The 17,537-nt window shown below is 49.3% G+C and carries 22 protein-coding genes and 1 pseudogene; 18 read left to right on the top strand and 5 right to left on the bottom strand.

All coding sequences use genetic code 11. The features are described 5' to 3' along the window. Positions 1 to 134 precede the first annotated feature (134 nt). The 3 genes and pseudogenes from EHV07_RS24225 to EHV07_RS25045 form a co-directional block, all read left to right on the top strand. The gene (locus EHV07_RS24225) at positions 135 to 533 is read left to right on the top strand and encodes a hypothetical protein (RefSeq protein WP_147200827.1); all 399 of its coding nucleotides are present in this window, start codon (positions 135 to 137) and stop codon (positions 531 to 533) included. Next, positions 518 to 1,288 carry a hypothetical protein gene (locus tag EHV07_RS24230; protein WP_147200828.1) on the top strand — a complete coding sequence of 257 codons (771 nt, stop codon included), beginning with the start codon at positions 518 to 520 and terminating at the stop codon, positions 1,286 to 1,288. The genes EHV07_RS24225 and EHV07_RS24230 overlap by 16 nt, the downstream gene beginning before the upstream one ends. 194 nt (positions 1,289 to 1,482) lie before the next feature. Further along, a pseudogene (locus tag EHV07_RS25045) lies at positions 1,483 to 1,843 on the top strand (hypothetical protein); the annotation flags it as partial. A gap of 15 nt (positions 1,844 to 1,858) precedes the next feature. Here EHV07_RS25045 and EHV07_RS24240 read toward each other — a convergent pair. Both EHV07_RS24240 and EHV07_RS24245 read right to left on the bottom strand, forming a co-directional pair. After that, on the bottom strand, positions 1,859 to 2,086 hold the full coding sequence (locus EHV07_RS24240; RefSeq protein ID WP_147200829.1) for a helix-turn-helix domain-containing protein: 228 nt from the start codon (positions 2,084 to 2,086) through the stop codon (positions 1,859 to 1,861). Then, a complete protein-coding gene (locus EHV07_RS24245; protein WP_147200830.1) occupies positions 2,083 to 2,868 on the bottom strand; it encodes a hypothetical protein in 786 nt (261 codons plus the stop codon). Before EHV07_RS24245 ends, EHV07_RS24240 begins: the two co-directional genes overlap by 4 nt. A 261-nt stretch (positions 2,869 to 3,129) precedes the next feature. Here EHV07_RS24245 and EHV07_RS24250 point away from each other — a divergent pair, with 261 nt between their 5' ends. The 12 genes from EHV07_RS24250 (at position 3,130) to EHV07_RS24290 (ending at position 10,090) form a co-directional block, all read left to right on the top strand. Then, the gene (locus EHV07_RS24250; protein ID WP_147200831.1) at positions 3,130 to 4,200 is read left to right on the top strand and encodes a hypothetical protein; all 1,071 of its coding nucleotides are present in this window, start codon (positions 3,130 to 3,132) and stop codon (positions 4,198 to 4,200) included. Further along, positions 4,200 to 4,409: a hypothetical protein gene (locus EHV07_RS24255; RefSeq protein ID WP_147200832.1), complete on the top strand. Its 210-nt coding sequence runs from the start codon at positions 4,200 to 4,202 to the stop codon at positions 4,407 to 4,409. The genes EHV07_RS24250 and EHV07_RS24255 overlap by 1 nt, the downstream gene beginning before the upstream one ends. 80 nt (positions 4,410 to 4,489) lie before the next feature. Next, the gene (locus EHV07_RS24655; RefSeq protein WP_168199695.1) at positions 4,490 to 4,648 is read left to right on the top strand and encodes a hypothetical protein; all 159 of its coding nucleotides are present in this window, start codon (positions 4,490 to 4,492) and stop codon (positions 4,646 to 4,648) included. 35 nt (positions 4,649 to 4,683) lie between these two features. After that, positions 4,684 to 4,962, top strand: a complete 279-nt coding sequence (locus EHV07_RS24260) for a hypothetical protein (protein ID WP_147200833.1) — start codon at positions 4,684 to 4,686, stop codon at positions 4,960 to 4,962. A 2-nt stretch (positions 4,963 to 4,964) separates the two neighbouring features. Beyond that, positions 4,965 to 5,138: a hypothetical protein gene (locus EHV07_RS24660; protein ID WP_168199696.1), complete on the top strand. Its 174-nt coding sequence runs from the start codon at positions 4,965 to 4,967 to the stop codon at positions 5,136 to 5,138. Continuing rightward, positions 5,138 to 5,308, top strand: a complete 171-nt coding sequence (locus EHV07_RS24665) for a hypothetical protein (protein ID WP_168199697.1) — start codon at positions 5,138 to 5,140, stop codon at positions 5,306 to 5,308. Before EHV07_RS24660 ends, EHV07_RS24665 begins: the two co-directional genes overlap by 1 nt. Before the next feature lie 151 nt (positions 5,309 to 5,459). Continuing rightward, positions 5,460 to 6,230 carry a hypothetical protein gene (locus tag EHV07_RS24265; protein ID WP_147200834.1) on the top strand — a complete coding sequence of 257 codons (771 nt, stop codon included), beginning with the start codon at positions 5,460 to 5,462 and terminating at the stop codon, positions 6,228 to 6,230. Between the two features lie 467 nt (positions 6,231 to 6,697). Continuing rightward, the gene (gene umuD, locus EHV07_RS24270) at positions 6,698 to 7,126 is read left to right on the top strand and encodes a translesion error-prone DNA polymerase V autoproteolytic subunit (RefSeq protein WP_147200835.1); all 429 of its coding nucleotides are present in this window, start codon (positions 6,698 to 6,700) and stop codon (positions 7,124 to 7,126) included. Positions 7,127 to 7,129: 3 nt separating this feature from the next. Continuing rightward, on the top strand, positions 7,130 to 8,404 hold the full coding sequence (umuC, locus tag EHV07_RS24275) for a translesion error-prone DNA polymerase V subunit UmuC (protein WP_147200867.1): 1,275 nt from the start codon (positions 7,130 to 7,132) through the stop codon (positions 8,402 to 8,404). Positions 8,405 to 8,644: 240 nt separating this feature from the next. Further along, positions 8,645 to 8,905 carry a type II toxin-antitoxin system RelE/ParE family toxin gene (locus tag EHV07_RS24280; RefSeq protein ID WP_147200836.1) on the top strand — a complete coding sequence of 87 codons (261 nt, stop codon included), beginning with the start codon at positions 8,645 to 8,647 and terminating at the stop codon, positions 8,903 to 8,905. A gap of 167 nt (positions 8,906 to 9,072) precedes the next feature. Beyond that, positions 9,073 to 9,447 carry a helix-turn-helix transcriptional regulator gene (locus EHV07_RS24285; RefSeq protein WP_147200837.1) on the top strand — a complete coding sequence of 125 codons (375 nt, stop codon included), beginning with the start codon at positions 9,073 to 9,075 and terminating at the stop codon, positions 9,445 to 9,447. Position 9,448: 1 nt separating this feature from the next. After that, positions 9,449 to 10,090, top strand: coding sequence for a hypothetical protein (locus EHV07_RS24290; RefSeq protein ID WP_147200838.1), 642 nt, complete (start codon positions 9,449 to 9,451; stop codon positions 10,088 to 10,090). A gap of 643 nt (positions 10,091 to 10,733) precedes the next feature. On the opposite strand, the gene EHV07_RS24295 is transcribed toward EHV07_RS24290, so the two are convergent. Together EHV07_RS24295 and parM are read right to left on the bottom strand one after the other, a co-directional pair. Beyond that, positions 10,734 to 11,231 carry a hypothetical protein gene (locus EHV07_RS24295; RefSeq protein ID WP_147200839.1) on the bottom strand — a complete coding sequence of 166 codons (498 nt, stop codon included), beginning with the start codon at positions 11,229 to 11,231 and terminating at the stop codon, positions 10,734 to 10,736. Between the two features lies 1 nt (position 11,232). Then, positions 11,233 to 12,327, bottom strand: a complete 1,095-nt coding sequence (parM, locus tag EHV07_RS24300; protein WP_147200840.1) for a ParM/StbA family protein — start codon at positions 12,325 to 12,327, stop codon at positions 11,233 to 11,235. Between the two features lie 206 nt (positions 12,328 to 12,533). Here parM and EHV07_RS24305 point away from each other — a divergent pair, with 206 nt between their 5' ends. Together EHV07_RS24305 and EHV07_RS24310 are read left to right on the top strand one after the other, a co-directional pair. After that, entirely contained in the window at positions 12,534 to 13,721 is a 1,188-nt protein-coding gene (locus EHV07_RS24305) for a hypothetical protein (protein ID WP_147200841.1), read from the top strand. Continuing rightward, positions 13,702 to 15,198 (top strand): terminase, encoded by a 1,497-nt coding sequence (locus EHV07_RS24310; RefSeq protein WP_147200842.1) that lies wholly within the window; start codon positions 13,702 to 13,704, stop codon positions 15,196 to 15,198. Before EHV07_RS24305 ends, EHV07_RS24310 begins: the two co-directional genes overlap by 20 nt. 18 nt (positions 15,199 to 15,216) lie before the next feature. Here EHV07_RS24310 and EHV07_RS24315 read toward each other — a convergent pair whose 3' ends face one another. Then, positions 15,217 to 16,089 carry a hypothetical protein gene (locus tag EHV07_RS24315; protein WP_147200843.1) on the bottom strand — a complete coding sequence of 291 codons (873 nt, stop codon included), beginning with the start codon at positions 16,087 to 16,089 and terminating at the stop codon, positions 15,217 to 15,219. A 914-nt stretch (positions 16,090 to 17,003) separates the two neighbouring features. Between EHV07_RS24315 and EHV07_RS24320 the strand changes: the two genes are divergently transcribed. Continuing rightward, positions 17,004 to 17,330: a hypothetical protein gene (locus EHV07_RS24320; RefSeq protein WP_168199698.1), complete on the top strand. Its 327-nt coding sequence runs from the start codon at positions 17,004 to 17,006 to the stop codon at positions 17,328 to 17,330. Positions 17,331 to 17,537 lie beyond the last annotated feature (207 nt).

Genomic DNA, 17,537 nt, shown 5'->3' on the forward strand with positions numbered 1-17,537 from the left:
GCCACCTAAACTATACTATGAAGCCTCATGATATGAAGCTAGCGGCCGATAATCGAATCGACTGCATTGAAGCCCTAATATAAGTGGGCAATCGTCGAATACCTCGCTAAGTGGGACTCGACTAAGGTGGAAACATGCGCAATTCTCTGAACATCAAAGATGCTAAACGCTCGATTCAGACAATTCGTGATTGCACGAGTGTCATCGCTACTCACTTCTTCGCCAAAACGAAGTTGCAAGTGCGTATGCTCAACAATGAGGCTTTAGCCCCTAAAGATTTTAAATTCATCGTTACCTTTGCAGATGACGTTGAGACTGCTCGCGCCCAAGTTAAACCGCTTACTGAAGCAGTTTTCCTTAATGGCCGCGTCCGTTTTACGGTGAATCCCTCCAAGCAATACCCAGAACTCGAACGTCATATACCTATGTTCTCAGAGGCCATTGAAAGTTCCATTCGTGAATTTTTGAGCAAGCATGATAGTATCGTTAGCACCAATACTGTTAATGATACTGCTAAATGGCACCTACACTAATAGCGTCATCGTTATTCCATAAAAACATAGGCAAGTTCGCTCACGAAGGCGACACTTGCCTTGTTCGGTTTGGCTATCTGTTTACCGATCAAGCTCTCTACAAGCTATCGCAGCTTGAACTCATCGAGCCGGAAGACGAGATACACACCTATATAACGATTGAGCAAGTAGGCGCGTCTGATGGCAATGCTGGCCGCATCAGTGACACAATCATTGATATGACTTTCGATGATGCTTCTGACGAAGAGATCATCAAGCGTCTGCTGAATTCCGGTTTTATCGACGAGTCAAATAACATTGATGCCGGTCGAATCGCTCTCCGATCTTATTCCTTTACTGACGACAATGGTGATGAGGTCGCAGCGCCACAAGTCGCAGGCGTCAAAGTTGAGCGAGCGTTTCAGCAGCAGGGACTTAGTAGCCGTGCGTACATGTTCCTTCTGAATTGGTATGAGCATCTGGTTTGTGATGATGATCAGACCGTTCAGGGTGCTAAAATTTGGGCTGCGCGCCTTTATGACATTTGCGACGTGCAGATTTACAATGCCAAAGGTCAGATTTTCGAAGGTCGATTAGGTGAGAGAGGCGAAGGAGGCAAAGGTCCAGAAAGGAAAGGCTTCTTGCCCTGGAACAAAAGCACTCTGGTAGATCTCAGCCACTGGGCACCAAACGAAGTCCAGAAGACGGTACAAAAATTCATCGTACTGATGATATCTCGAGATACCAGCCCACCTGTCGGCTACTGCCCCCAATAGTTCAAATGACCCGCTACGGCGGGTTTTTTTATACCTAATTTTTAGATCATGGGGTTTGAGGACCAACCGCGCGCAAAACCGGTTTCAAATATCGTATTTTGGTCATTTAGAAACTGGATCGTATCAATATAGATTTCTGATACCGCTTAGCGTTGTTTTTTACATCATTGGCCCTCGAACCCCAATATTTGCTCGTTGCTATCGGAAGTTTTGGGGAGTATGACGTCAAATCGCCAGCTAAAGCGACTATGCGTTTTAAAAGACGTCATTCGCCACATCCTCGATGAGTATGGTCAGCCGATCACAAAGTTGCACGGCCTGCGCATGCTGAACCAGCAAATTTTCACGAAGTTGCCGCTCTCATCTGCGGATAGCACTAATGTAGCGCGCAATATCGGCTTAGACAGCAACTGGAAGGGCACATATCAGCCTCATTCGAAAGAAACCCGTACAAGCGTGCTGGTGGAGCGTATTGAAGCCTATAATAGCCTTGGCTCATTGCGTTATGACGAGAAGCTCGATCACTTTAGCATCCAGCTTGGGCTTGAGGTCTAAGCTGCTAACGAAGCGCTATTTTTTCGGAGTCAGCTCGTAATCCGGATGCGTGCCTGCCAGTAGAAGAAGTAGCTCGTACTCTCCGGGCGACAATTTTCGCCCCTTGCCGTCCGCCTGCTCCTTAAAGCGCCATCCCCGGCCAGTAATGCCAAATCTTTCCCCGGCCTGTTCAAGCGTTAAACCGGCAGCTATCCGCGCTGCCTTTACCTGTTCTGGTGTTGGTTTACCTTGGCTGATGCTCATGCTGCATACCTGTTATTACGGAAGATAATGTCGAGGGATTCCCCTCGCGTTACTCTCAGCGCCTCTTTGGCTTGGCTGATCCGTGTAGCATTCATGAAATCCTTAAAATATGCACGTACACGCGCTTCAAATTCTTCAGTCCACTTTTCTGATTTTGCCAAGCCCGCCAACTGGTGATCTATCTGGCGCTTTGCAACAACCATCGCGTGCGTTTTCAGCCAATCTAAACCTGCCGTTGCAACGCTGCCAATGAGAGTGGCCGTTCTGTTGTCCATGCGTGGAGCTGGTACCTGCAGTATTTCCTTGCCCTTCGTGACGGCATTGTCAGCCGGTTTCACGCGGATAAAGAAGTCCACCAGTGCCAGCACCGACACAGTTTGCTGAGCTGTGTCCGCTGCGTAATCTGCTTCCCAACGCTTGAACCAGACCACTACATCACCCTCAACCAGAAGGCCATTTTTGGTGATTGAGCTTGAGCGCACCGGCTGGGCATTTTCCACGAGCATGAATGCATTGCTGTGCTCTGGGATCGTCATGCCGCGAGTTGTTTCGGCCAGCGCGGTCAGCATAGCCTCAGCTTTCTTAATGCGGTTGTTGGACGACATCAGATACTCAGCGAAAGCAGCACGGACGTCTTCTTTCTCTTCTGCCGAATAGGCTGCGCTCTGTTGCAGGCTAGATTTCTTAGCGACGTACTGCTTTGACTCTTTCAGGGACTTCTTTAAGCGTAACTGCGCGTCGTATGCGATGCGAATAATCAAGGCTGCTGTAGTGGTCATCATAATTTTCTCTCCATCAATTTCGGGCCTGTGTCGCGTTGAAATCATAATAGGAACATTTGTTCCTATCTGCAATAGGGGTATGTACAAAAATCATCATTTGAAGATACTAAAAGATCAAGTTATTAATAAAAAATGTCTGATTTTATGAGTTTTATGTTTATAGTTTGCATTACAAAGGATACTAAAAATACTTGGCTTAATGTTTAGGAGTAGTTATATTGATTTCACGCCAAACACAGAAGTAATTGAGAAGGAAAATTCATGCCAAGAGCATTCGAAGTACCTAAGAATGATTCAGAAGATACGAATCGTGGTCGCATCATGATGTGCATAGAGGGGCCGCGTGACCTGGTAGATTTTGCAGATTTTCGCCTGAGAGAAAATTTCACCAGCGGACTGGTTGAGGAAGAGGGTAGCCGTGAGGGTGAGATCGCTCTGTTCTTTGTTATCGGCCGTGATGAGAAGCCTTACTTTATGGATAAGTGGAAAGAGGCAAAAGCCGCATTCCCAAAGTCCCGTCCGCCAAAGGCTAGGCAAGTTGCTGAAGCTGCCGCAAAGCTGTGCGAAGCAGAACAAACATTGCAGCGCGCCATTGATATTACCAAAAGCCCAGCCCGCCTGGAGCGCAGTGCAAAGTACCTACGCAAACGTGTAAGTTCCCTACGTGGTGGGGTTCGCCGGGCGCACCGCGCGCTTTGCATTACTGAGAAAGAATCTCAGGAGCTGCTGGCCGTATTTGAAGATGTATCCTGCACACGTCCACGCCAGCTGGTGGCTGTGCCGGTGACTTACACCGATCACAAAGGCAGTACTGTATCCCGAGAGAAATGCCTTACCTCAGCTGTTCAGCACTGGGCAACGATCGTTAAAGCGCATCGGTTGGCGATCACTATCGGTGACGCGACGCCGGATTATGCTCGCGGCATGCTGAATAAATTCGGCAGCCTGGACATTTATTTGTCATTCAAAGGGGTAGGTCAGACAAGCGCTATACGCCTGCCGGTGGTTGAACACGCACTGCAGCTGGTGAAAGAGTTACCCGCTCAGCCCGGCGGCGCTCAGCTGGAAATAACTCAAGCCCTGGTCCGCCATTCAGTTTCCGAGCTTGTCAGTTGGATGGAAATGACGAACGCCATGTTTCATTACGACATCATCCAGATTGTCGACCAGATCACTGCCGCTGGCCGTGCTTATGCAGAACAACGTGAAGCCGCCTTAAAAAGTCTTACAACTATTCGGGATCGACTGACTCCACAAGAGCCAATCCAGATAAAGGCGCGCGCAAGCTCACCGCTTGTTATTTCAACCTGTTCGCCAGAGGAAGCAGCGTAATGGCTACTGAAATTACAACCAGCAGCGCCAAGTTCACAGCGGCCGCGCGCGATGCGCTCGACTGGGGAACCAGCAAAATGACAGAAGCGGGCTATCTCGCCTTTAAAGCGGAAATGGAGAAGGCCGCCGCTGCAGTTATACGTGACTACGGCATGGACGATGTACTCGCATCGTTCGACGTTTCCATGCTGTTTGATTTCAAGCGTTAGCCTAAGGAAAGGCGGTGAACAGAGAGCAATTTATATCGTATGTGAGCCGGTGGCCAAACCTGCAGCTCACCGAAGTAATCATGACAGACAAAAATCATGGGTTCGATTTGTACGTTCGTGAAGGCAACAAAAATAGTGGTGCGAACTTGTTTCTCTCGCATCACAGCACCAGGAACGATGCCGCTCAGCAGTTAGCTAAATACCAAGGCTGGTTGAAAAAAATCAACAAAGGGCTGTGAAGCAGCCACCACAAATATAGAAGAGGTCGCCACCTATGAAAAACCCTGCAATTATTGCATTCATTAACGCTTATGCTTCCGAAATCGGCGAGGCGCCTACCGCTGACCAGTCTCTCCTGCTGTCTCTTTTTCGTGCCGCTGGCGACGATCTGCCGATCGACGGCGACAAAGGCTGGTTTTACACCGCCTGGCGTAAAGTCGATATTATCGCTGGGCCTGAAGGCGGGTCTAAAGACATGCAGGCATGGCGGCTGGTTAACTCCGAAGATGCTGCGCTTGATACTGTCGTCTTATGCTTGATTGAGGGGAATTGATCATGCGCCGCAAAGGAAACAAGGCCGAGCTGTTTCATCACCCTGACCCGGTGACGGAAATGAGTATAATAACGCTAGGCTATGCGGAGCCGCGCACCGGCCGTCTGTATCTGGGCAACCAGCTGGACGATGCCATACCGGTTTACGTGTTTTCACCAGGGAAAGGAGCGCAATAATGAGCGGCATGATGTTAGGCCAGGTAGTTTTGATGGCAATTCTGATCACCTGGCTGCTGTTCGTGCTGAGGTTCGAAGGCTGGAGGCGTGGTAAGTCGAAGATAATCACCATGGCCGTGCTGGCAGTACTTCTTCAGCTGGCGATTGCCAGAACCATCTACATGCACTGAGCCGTAAGGAAAAATAATGCTTTGATAGGGATAGACCAGTCCTATTTACCAGGTCTCATTAGCGGAGTTGAGGCCATTCTGATTAATTAATAGGTGCTTTGGTTACTCACTTAAGTGGATTTAGGAAGCCCAAGGCATCGTTAGAGGCATCATGGCAAAACACGATATAACGACGTTCTATTTCGATAATCTAGATCTCATGATTATCCTTGAGCCTCATACGTTTTATGTTGCTGAAGCCCGTCGACGCTTACTTTCGCAGTTTAATGATATAAGCAGGGAAGCGGACAAAAAGGAACAGCAAGTTTATGAGGCGCTAGGACGAAGTTTTAACCCTGACTATGACGATGAATTTGATTCTGCTGAGCGTGCTTATCAGGAGGGGATATCTCACTACTTAAACTTACATGAGATGCAAAATATAGTCACCTTGGCGCTGACTGCGGGAATGTACCATCAATTTGATAAAGCTCTGCGTGATAAGTTGTCCAGAGAAGTTAGTCATTGGCAGGATAGGGATATCTGGGAGCCGATGATTTGGAATCTGGATTTACCTCAGGTGATCGAACTGATGGACTGGATAGGTCTGGGTGTTACAGGTAAACCTTTCTACCCAAAAATTAATGCCTGCCGTCTGGTGGTGAATGTTTACAAGCATGGCTATGGCCAATCTCATAAAACGCTGATTGAAACCTTCCCGGAGTATTACCCGCAAACCTTTGCTCACAGCATGCCAAGATATTCAGACCCCAGGCCGGAACAGCTTAAGGTAAGTGAAGCTCAATTCGTAGAGTTTTCGGATGCTATCGAAGCATTCTGGAGAAGCTTTCCCATGTACACTTATGCTTCGCAGATGGGGGCACAGCCTAAGTGGCTGGCTGGTAAGGTTGCTAAAACCGAAAAATGGGTTAAGAAGCCGTAGTTCCAGCTGGTGGAATTCACCACCAGCTACGAAGCCAGCGGGCCATTAAATCTCCTGACCGCTATATCAACTGCAACGTATGCGCTCCCCAAATATGCTTATCATCAAACTCAACGACCGAATCACTCACTTTAATTACAACATGCTTATTATCTGAGCACTACAAAGCGAGGATCAGCGTCGCCAGATAGAGCATTATTTGAAACTCGCCATCCAGTTCTCGTACGGTTGGCCCCCAACCCTCCACAGGAATGATAGGGGTCAGCTTGGGAAACGGAAGTTATTGTACGTTAAAAGCTTTTTTGTCCGTTTCTGGCAGATGACTGATTAATTTTTCTTGGTCACTATCGCTTATTTCCGGATGTTTCCCGCAATTTTAGCCCCGGCGTTCTCAAAAAGAGAAGTGACAATTTCCTCTCTCGAATATACTGTTTATATATACAGTTATTTTAAAAGGAGAAAATACAATGTCGTCTTTAGCCATACACAGCCCCGTTTCCGAACCCGAAATCATTCTGCTACCCTTTTTCGCCGACGGGTGTGCGGCAGGATTCCCCAGCCCGGCTCAGGACTATATTGATGCAGAACTCGATCTGAATGAACTATGTATTCGCCACCGCAGCGCCACCTATTTTGTCCGGGCTGTCGGCCACAGCATGACTGAGGCAGGCATCAAGGACGGCGATCTGCTGGTTGTTGATAAATCAGAGAAGGCTCTGCACGGCGATATAGTGGTGGCTGCCATCGACGGTGAATTTACCGTTAAAGTCTTGCAGACTCATCCGCGCCTCGCTCTCCGCCCGATGAATCCCGCTTTCCCCACCCTTTACCCTGACCCGGATTCACTAGAAATATTCGGCGTGGTGATGTGGTTTATTCACGCAACACGTGGGTGAATGATGTTTGCCCTTGCCGATGTGAACAGTTTCTATGCCAGCTGCGAGAAGGTATTCCGGCCCGATCTGAAACATGCGCCGGTCATTGTGTTGTCGAACAATGATGGGTGTGTGATTGCGCGCAGTGCCGAAGCTAAGCGGCTGGGTATCAAAATGGGCGTGCCGTGGTTTCAGCTGAAGACGCAATCTTTCGCCCGCCATGTCGTAGCCTTCTCCAGCAATTATTCGCTCTACCATGACATGAGCCAGCGGGTAATGCGCGTGCTTGAAGAGCTGTCGCCGGCTGTGGAGCAATACAGTATTGACGAGATGTTTCTCGGCATCGCCGGCGTCGATCGCGCTATGCCATTTGAAGACTTTGGTCGGCAGGTTCGTGAGCGGGTAAAAGCGGTGACCGGTCTGACAGTCGGTGTAGGCATGGCACCGACAAAAACATTAGCAAAATCAGCGCAGTGGGCAAGTAAAGAGTGGCCCCAGTTCGGTGGCGTCCTTGCTCTAACATATAATAATCCAGTGCGTACAGAAAAGTTGCTTTCGCGGCAGCCTGTTGAGGAGGTATGGGGCGTTGGCCGTCGCATCAGCAAAAAACTGAATGCAATGGGCGTCATCACTGCCCTCGATCTGGCACGCAGCAACACTGCCTTCATCCGGAAAAACTTTAGCGTGGTACTTGAACGAACGGTCAGGGAGCTGGCTGGCGAATCCTGCATTGCGCTGGAAGAGGCGCCGCCTACAAAACAGCAAATTGTCTGTAGCAGGAGCTTTGGCCAGCGCGTCACATTACTGGACGATATGCAGCAGGCACTTTGCAAACATGCTGAACGGGCTGCGGAAAAATTACGTCAGGAAGGCCAGTACTGTCGGCACATCTCGGCATTTATCAAGACCTCACCTTTCAGTCCGGGTGAGGTGTATTACGGCAACGTGGCGGGCGAAAAGTTACGCGTGGCCACACAGGACACGCGGGATATTATTGCGGTCGCAATGCGCAGCCTGAAGCACATCTGGCGGGATGGCCACCGGTACGCCAAAGCGGGCATTATGCTTGGAGATTTCTGCCCGGAAGCGCTCGCACAGCTCAGCCTGTTTGATGAGTATCAGCCTCGGGCTAACAGTGAAAAGCTGATGGCGGTGCTGGATAAGGTGAACCATTCAGGGTTGGGTAAAATCTGGTTTGCTGGCCAGGGTATCGACCCTGAGTGGCAGATGAAACGGGATATGCTTTCTCCCGCATGGACAACGAGGTGGAAAGACATTCCAACTGCCAGACTGACTTAATCCGGTATGTGGTATGTACTATTTTCGACGCCCATGCGCTCGCGCGCCAAGTAACTGAGAATTAGCGGGCTAGCATCAAATGGCAATGGCCAGTATCTGGCGTCCCCGTCGTGATTGCTGTTGGCGTTAAATATCACTATGTATGCTTTAGTATCACTAAATCACTTTACAATATCACTATAAATAGATATATTAAGTTCATCCCGCAAGGGTGCGCTCTTTAAAAAATTGAGGGATGTTATGGCCAAAGTAAAATGGTCGGCCAAAGCAGCTAAGCAGCTGCTGCGGATTGACTCACGATACGTGAAGCCAATTACAAAGAAGGTGGGCGAGTTATCAGCCTTTCCGGACGTGATACTTGACCTGAAAAAGCTTACTGGTAAAGGGGCTGAGTACAGGCTGAGAGTTGGCGACTACAGGGTAATGTTTGAAGTAATTGACGGTGCGCCGGTGGTGATAGAAATCACGCAGGTAAGCCGCCGTCAGAGCAAAACCTACTAACTCAGGAGCGGGGATAAAACCCCGCCCTTACCCTCAATTTCTGGCTTAAAAGTAGTTCTAAATTTTAAATGTCTATTGTTGTAATAAAATCAAATTTCTAATTCAGAAAACAGGAAACTAACTGTAGAACGAATCAGCTAAAGTCTAAAACTTCGAGGTATGTAGGCATGAGTTCAGTACAATACGTCTATAACGATAGTGGAGAGCGTACAGCTGCCATTGTTCCTATAGCGCTGTATGAACGGATGGTAGAGGAGACGGAGCTGGATGAGTTTTTTGAGCCCATCCCTTACGTTGCAGGCCCAAACGATGATGAGACTATCCCTCATGAGGTGATTGAGATCATGATCGACGGATCTATCTCTCTCCAGGCGGCTTGGCGTGTCCACCGTAAGATGTCCCAGCTGGATGTGGCAAAGGCATTAGGTGTGAACCAAAGCGCTATCTCTAACATGGAGAAGCGCACCAAACCACAGGCAGGAACGCTAGAAAAGCTGGCCAAGCTGTACGATTGCAGAGTTACACAGCTCACGCTCGACTGATATGGCCAAAACAAGAAGCCCGGTTAACGCCGGGCTTTTTTATTGCGTGCCTGGGCAGCATGGCGAGGATATCCGGGTTGAAAATGCTTATTACGAGTGCGGCTCATGTATTGGCGATAACCATGACGAAGTCCAATCAGAGTACGTGTATTTGAACACCCAATTGACCCGCCGCGCTGCCTTCCTAACAATGTTTGGCCTTTTTGAGCACCGTATGACCGAGTGTCAGAAGCTCATGGAGACGCTGTCTGGTGATGTATGGGATAAAGATAAATACAGGACGTTTGAATCAGCAGATAAGAAGCTGAGGAAAACCATTGGAGGGAAAAGTACTAACAAGCTTGACCACCTCGCAGCTGTCCGAAATGTTATGGCCCATAATGATGGTATCGCATTTCGTTACAAACAAGATATCAATCAGCCGGGTAGCGACGCAGCGTTGAGAAGGCTGCGGGCAATACGCAAGGCGGTAGAGAAAAAGATGGGAGTATCAGTCAATGGCTTCAATGGTGTTCTCCTTGATAAAAGGTTTTTGATGTGCGCAGTCGACGAATTTAAACAGTACATTGATGGTATGGAGGCAGCGATCAATGCATATCTGAAAGCAACGAGCAAAGAAGGAATGCTGGTGGCTTATGATTGATGTTTTAGTATCTTATGTAATAAAATAGCGACACGTTGAGTTTCCTAACTTGGCGAGGAAAGGCTTTTTGCTGTGTGCTTATTTTGCGATCCCTTCATGAGCGCATTTCAAACAGCTTTGCCCGAAAAAAGAAAAAGCTTATTGATATATTTTAAGGCGCTTAACAGCGCCTTACTCTTATCTGTATCAGCTATAGGTTGATTCTCACACAGACCAATAGTTAAAATAAATTCAATATTTTAGTATCTTATGTAAGGGGTGGCCTTTGGCAGCCGAGCACAAGAGATTAACGTCATGGGAGATTTCGCAGTTCCTCATAGCACACGGCAAACCAGCCAGCGCGAAAGAGGTAGCGGACGCACTGAGGAAGTGCTATCCCCAATACAGTTCAACGGTTAGCGAAGTTTATTTGCGCATGCGCTCAATTGCTAACTCTCATAACTCAGACTGTATTGTGGATGAGACCGTTAGACCGCGAACCTTCTATCTGACACACCTTGATGACGCTTTCTTCAAGCGGTGCCGCAATCCAGAGCGTATTGATCTGAAGCGGCGCGAGACAATGATGATGACTGAAGAAGAGAAGGAAAGGGCTGAGAGCGCGAGGCTCCGCTACGCCCTTTCCTTAATGAGACGGCCGCAATTAGCCGGGTGACAGTTTTGATGCAAAGCGGTTAATGCGCGGGTTGCTGGTGGTCTCATCATCAACCTGCTTGTCAGCTGGCGCCTGAGAGGATTCATCTTCCGCTGGCGGACTCACTGCTAAGAGTTCTTCGGTTGGTTCACTCTCGCTGGTGGCCACAGGCTGCTTCTGTACGGCTTGTGGCAGCGTCACCGCTGAAAGCTGGGGGCTAACCCCCAAAAACTCTTGCATACGCGCCAGGAGCAGCTGCTGGCGTTGAGTCACATCTAATTTATAGAATGCTTCGGTATCCAGATAAGCCATCACCCGTAACAGCCCGCATTCTTCCATCATCTGCCCAGCCTGCAGCGCGGCTGTAACTTTCGCGCGCTTCACAGCGTGTTCAGCTGATGCGCGGTACTCGTCTATAAAGCGACAAGTAGCCTCAGATTTACGCATTTCACTGGTGACATAAAACGAAAGCGTGTCCCGTTTACGTGAATCGTTTTCTTTGGCCATCTCAGGCCTCCGCTTCAAGTTCTTTCTGAATGCTTTCCTTGTCACTCATCATCAACATATGCACGCCACGTACCACAGAGAATTGCGGTTCATCCGGGATATAGGTGAAGTCATGCCATTCTTTAGAGAAGTCCGGCAGATAGCCCAGCTTGCCGCCCAGCCAGTTGGCACCACCGCCCACAAACAGCAGCATATCCAGCTCCAACAGGTTGCGGTGTAGCTGACGTACGTCATTGCGGATTTGATCGGCCAGCTCACGCGCAGCCTGTTCTACCAGCGGGCGAATATCACGGCGCAGGTGCTCACGGGCTTTCGCCTGGGAACCCACATAACCACGCTCAATAAAGCCATCCAGCGCGCTAAGGCTGATTTCTTTCGCTTCAGACAGGTTCAACTCTTCCTGATGCTCTTGCAAGAGATGGTGCAGGCGTTTGATCATCGTATGAATGCCGTGCTCAGTGGTCACGCGGTTCAGAATGTCCAGCTCCCCGGACACGATTGCGATGTCGCATGTGAAGCGGCCAAGGTCAACGATGATGCAACGGTTAACGCCTTCGAATACCGGGTTGTCGCTGCCGTCCGGCAAAACACTGGCGCTAACAAAAGCGGTCACGGCTTCAGGGTAGATAATGGCGTTCAATACATTTGGTGGCTCCACGTCACCGGAATAGCTGCTCACTGGCTGTAGGAGGCTGGCTTTCTTTGCATCAATACGGGTTTTGTTAATGCCATTATCGCCATAGAACTGGTCGGCTGGCAGCGTGTCCGCGATCACGACGTCGCGACCGCCTAATCCAGCCTTAACTAGCGCATCCATCACTAGCACGCGGTTAGCGGCAGCAATCTGATAATTCGGATCGCAAGTGTTTTCCAGCTCGATGCTAGTGCCGTCATTGGTAACGGAGTAAACCTCACCGTCGGCAGTGCGCCACGTTGAGGAGGATTCTTTGGTTCCCTGTTGAAGCAGACCACGGCGCACCAGTGAAGGGCTGATGCTGGTTACAGGCTTACCGTTTTCATCGTTATAGCGGATCGCTACGTTACCAGAGCCGCCGTCCACTGCGACGAAAACAGGTGCCTGAGTACTTTTAGCCATGATTATTTCCCTTAGCTTTTAATGAATAAATGTCTGTGATTGATTGATTGTTGCGGAGTTAATCATACAAAAAAGCCAGCAAAAGGCAAGTAAACTACAGTCAATTGACAATCATTTGATTGATAGGCGATCAGGGCGACCAGTCAGAGAGGTGATCGCGGGAGATGTAACGATCAATAGAATGGTGATCAACGTTGAGGAAATGGGTGATCACCAAAGTGAAAGTCGACTGGGTAAAACACAGGCAGCAGTTCTCCCAGATGCGGGAAAAGCAAGAGTTCAGCATCAAGGATTATGCTGAATTACATGGACTTAACCCTAACACTGCCCGTCGTCACCTTGGTACTGGCCAGAGCCAGGTAAGCGCAAAGGCCAGCACTTCGCGATCAAAAGTACCGCCGCGATCAATTGATCGCAAACCCCAAAAGGATCACGGCAGCGATCAATCCGTCAGCAATGGCAACGAAAGCACCGCCAGCAAAATCAAAGAGTTAAATAAGCAGGTAAACGAGAGTGTGAAGCGCACGCCATCCCCAGGCGCCGCAACACCTGCCGCTGTGCTGGCAGGCGAGCTGATGGAGGTAGTTTCCGCGAAGACAAAATCCGGCCGCGCCGGCGATCAGAGCAAGAACGGCGGACGCGTGCTTCAGGGTGCGTTGATGCCGGATGATGAGGACATTGAACAGGCTCGCCTGCTAATGGATGCCGCCGGGGTAGATGCCATTGAGGCGCGGGTTATCCAGAGCGCCCTTTGCAGCCTGTTTACCCTGGAGCGTGTCACAGCAGAGATGATGAAGCAGCTTCAGGATCACGTACCTGGGGAGGATGAACCCCCTACCATCAATAAAATGCTGTCGGTAGCAGCCGCAGCAGCCGCCGCTATCAACGACACTGCTCGCACAATGGCCGCAGTCCGTCAGTCCTATGCCAAAGACCAACGCGAGATGGAGCTGCATATGCGTAAGCTCTCAGAGCCTGAGCGCGTGATGGAAGCCTACAGGATGCGCAAGGATAAAGGCTGGACGGCAATGGAAACGGCTATCTACATCGAAACCCATGGCTACAAGGTGCCGTCGCTGCTGCTGGAGATGGCGCGCGCCGAAATGAAGGCGGGCGAACAGGATGACATTAACACGAAGCCGGTTGACCTGAAGCAGCTGGATGACCAGGCGCGATCAGCACGCGCCGAGCGCATGGCTGCATTGGATATGGAGCTTGCCGCTAAGCGTGAAGCTGTTAACAAGATTGTCGATCGTGGCGGCTTCGGTGATGTGGCTGCAGATGGCTCACTGAATGACATCAACCTGACGGCTGACTTTGAAGAAGGTGAAGAGCCGGACGAAGACATCAACAACATGCTTTACGGGAAAGGCGATGACCACCAGCAAGAATAAGCGTTCGGTGGTCGATGACCCCCGCTGGCAGGAGCTGGTATTATTGTACCGATACGACTGGATCAGCGCAGCAGAAGTCATGTTCGGGAAAATCCCAACGTGGCAGCAGGAAGAAATTATCAATGCTGTGCAGAACGTTGGCAGTAAAACAACGGTCTCCTCTGGACACGGTACCGGTAAGTCGGACATGACCTCAATCATGATCCTCTGTTATATCCTGTTCTACCCAGAGGCCCGCGTTGTGCTGGTGGCCAACAAACTGCAGCAGGTTAAAACGGGTATCTTCAAATACCTCAAAACGAACTGGAAAACCTGCGTTAAGCGCCTGCCCTGGTTGAAACAGTACTTTACCCTCACAGATATGCAGTTTTTCGAGACCTCTTCTAAAGGTAGTTGGGAAGTGGTGCCGAAAGGCTTCCGTCTGGGTAACGAAGAAGCGCTGGCCGGTGAACACGCAGAGCACCTCCTTTACATCATTGATGAAGCGTCCGGAGTGTCAGATAAGGCATTTCAGATAATGAAGGGCGCTCTTACGCAGGAGGATAACCGCCTGCTATTGATCTCCCAGCCGACCCGTACCAGCGGCGAGTTTTACGACTCACATCACCGCCTGGCCATCACGCCTGAGAATCCTGACGGCATCTATACCGCGATCAAACTTAACAGTGAAGAGTCACCGCTCGTTACGCTGCAGTTTATCCGTGAAAAGCTGGTGGACTATGGCGGCCGGGAAAGCCCTGAATACCTCATCAAGGTACGCGGTGAATTCCCGTCATCTATTTCCGGCTACCTGCTGGGGCGTGATGAATGCGAGCGCGCTGTTCGCCGCCAAGTGCTACTGGCGAAGGGATGGGGCTGGGTGGCATGCTGTGACGTCGGTAACGGCCGCGACAAGTCGGTAATGTCGATTTTCAGGATAAGCGGCTACGGCAAGTACCGCCGGGTTGTGCCTCACTTGGTCCGGGAAATGGAATCTACCGTGACCCCGTCACGTTTCGCCGATTTCATTTTCAGCGAATGCAACGAGGATGATTACCCTAATATTACGATCTGTATTGATGGCGACGGTGTAGGTTCAACGACTGCCGACGTGTTGGAAGAGAAACACGGCGTTATCGCGCAGCGCATCCGCTGGGGTGCACCGATGCACAACAAAGAACTTAAGAAGCGGTTTATCAATCAGCGCGCGTATGCCAACGTGATGGCGGCTAATGCCATCCGTCAGGGCCGTATGAAGATGGATAAGGGCGGGAAGACTGCAGATCAGGCCAGCAAAATACCGGCATTCCTGAATGAGGCTGGCCAGTGGGTAATGATGTCTAAACCACTGATGCGCACAAAGCTCAATCTGAAATCGCCCGACCACTGGGATACATACTGCTTCACCCAGCTGGCGGACTATGTGCCGGCGAATGAAGTACTAAGTCGGGCAGACGAGACAAGGCGTAATGAAGCGCTGGACTGGCTGCAGGCGTAGGCCACCAGCAGCTGGTGGCTATTCCTGTGTTTTGCCAGCTGGATCCAGTTCACCGACAGATTTGGCCGCACGTTTTTTTGTGGCCTCTTCAGTCGCATTATGGCCGCGGCGCTTAGAGTTCGCCCGTGCCCACTGGTCACGTTTTATCTGTTCCGCATTGGCTTCACGGTAGGCCTTCATCTCGGCGCGGGCCTTCTCAACCTCATCGAACAAATAAACGTCCATATTCTTGTATATCGTCAGAGGCAGCGGTTGCACCTCATCATAAACAGAACGTCGCTCAGCAGTCGCCTTAGGCCCGAACTGGAAGCCATAACGAAGCACGCGATCGTCAAAGAACAGGCCGCTGGCCGTAGCGCGGACCATGATTTTCTTTTCCTCTACCGTGTTGTAGCTGCAGCTCAGATCAGAATAGCCGGTCCGCCTGGTGCGCAGTTTTGTTTTCGGTGGCAAAGCGGTCATCATGGCCAGCTCACCCTCTAACTTTTTAACAAATCCGTTAGTATCCTCAATACCACTAACACGTTCGATCATCGCTTTAATATCCGCGATTACCTTTTCCCGTGTGGACGTAGAAGTATTAGTAGCTGGCAGCTCATAGCAGCGGATGCGGTTAGCTCCACTGATATATTTAGGTTCTGGCTCATAAAGGGATAAGGGAATGCCAAGCTCAGGATATTTCCTCAGCTCTTCAGCGTATGCATTCCATTGTTTTATCTGGTTTTTCCAGTATTCAGCTTTGCGCTCTGGGACGACAACGATTGGACGGAATTTCTCACCATTGCTGTTTGTGCTGTGTGCGCTCGCTTCCTTCATGGCACTACTTAGGAACTTGTCACGGAATTCAATGAATTCCTGATAGATCCTTTCGCCTTTTGTGAAGTCTGTCATAGTGCTTACTCTCCAATTGGGTGAGCAACGCGCCCACCCATAACTAAGCACTAAATTAGTATATTTCGTGAGTAAAATCGATAAAGGGTATGGTAAAGCGAGGGTAAATTTTCAGTGAATAACGCTTTTTGCGACTTTTCTTACAGAACTATTGAACTTTCGGCGATCAGTACTGGACATTAGTACAGCCCCGCAGACAATCGCGAAGTGCTTAACAAGGATTTCGAGGGAACCAGGACGGGTAGTGTCCAGGTGCAGCTTTTGGATTGCATGGGTTACATCGTCTGCCAGAGGTAATGTCGCATTACTAATCATCGTGCCTGCCTGAAAGAAAGAATTAAATGGTGCCGCGCTTAATTTTCGGAATGGCCTTATATACCATTCACTTTTGAGACGTGCTAGCGAGATGCCCCGATTAGTACCATTCCAGACTAAACAGTTTTGCGTTGATTGTTTTTTGACCATGAAAATGTAAGGGAGGCGTAAGATTAGAGATCTAATAGTGCCGCAAAGGAACCGTTACCATAGTTAGCTTAGATCACCAAGGCAATATAACATCCAATATATGGCCTTGGTATAAGCCCGCAATTTCACACAGTTAGCACAATTTATCTGCTAAGGGTGTTAGATTTTCCAAATTTTTTGTGTTAAAGACAATTCACGCCATTTCGTACACAATCAGAAAGAAAATTTTCACAATTAGTACCGCCTATTACCGGCTGGTGGTTATGAATAGGCATTAAAGCAAAAAGTTGCGCTACGTAAATTCTGTGAGAGTTTGTGGGGCTCAGGTCGTCAGAATTCACGTAGCGACGCTTGCGGGTTTGGCTATGCTTACAGCCTCATTTAATGGGAGTGCAGCCCTGCCCGTTAACATGTAGATTAGAATGACTTTCTGGAAACGGATCTTAGCAATGAAAAAAATTTTCCTCATTGGTGCGCTGCTCGCTTCCGCCATTACGTACGCTGATGAACTGACGCCGCTAATGCCCGCTGACCCGATCGCATACAATAAGCTCAGGGACTTCTTAATTAATGATGATAAGAAGGTTTTTTTAGATCAGGGCAAATCTATTATCATAGGATCAAATATGGTCGGCCCAGTTACGCCAGCAGAGCTTTATAAGGATTATGAACGCAATGAACTCGCAGCAAATAAAATCTATAAAGGTAAAACAGTGCGTTTGATTGGAACTGCAGAGGAAATAGGCGAGGATGCCTTAGGTAAGCCATATATATAAGCAACATCAGGAAAACCTGATGCAATGAGTACATTAAGAGCAGCAAGGCTATATTTTAATGGGTCTTCGGATAAGCTTCTGACATTGTCAAAAGGCGATGAAATAGATGTAATGTGTTTGGGGGGCGGGTATATCGTCCACAGCCCGCTACTGAGAAAATGCTATTTCAAATCGGAGTTGAACATAGACAGTCTATTGAATTCTCAG

The sequence above is a fragment of the Pantoea sp. CCBC3-3-1 genome, from assembly GCF_007981265.1.
Lineage (GTDB): Bacteria > Pseudomonadota > Gammaproteobacteria > Enterobacterales > Enterobacteriaceae > Erwinia.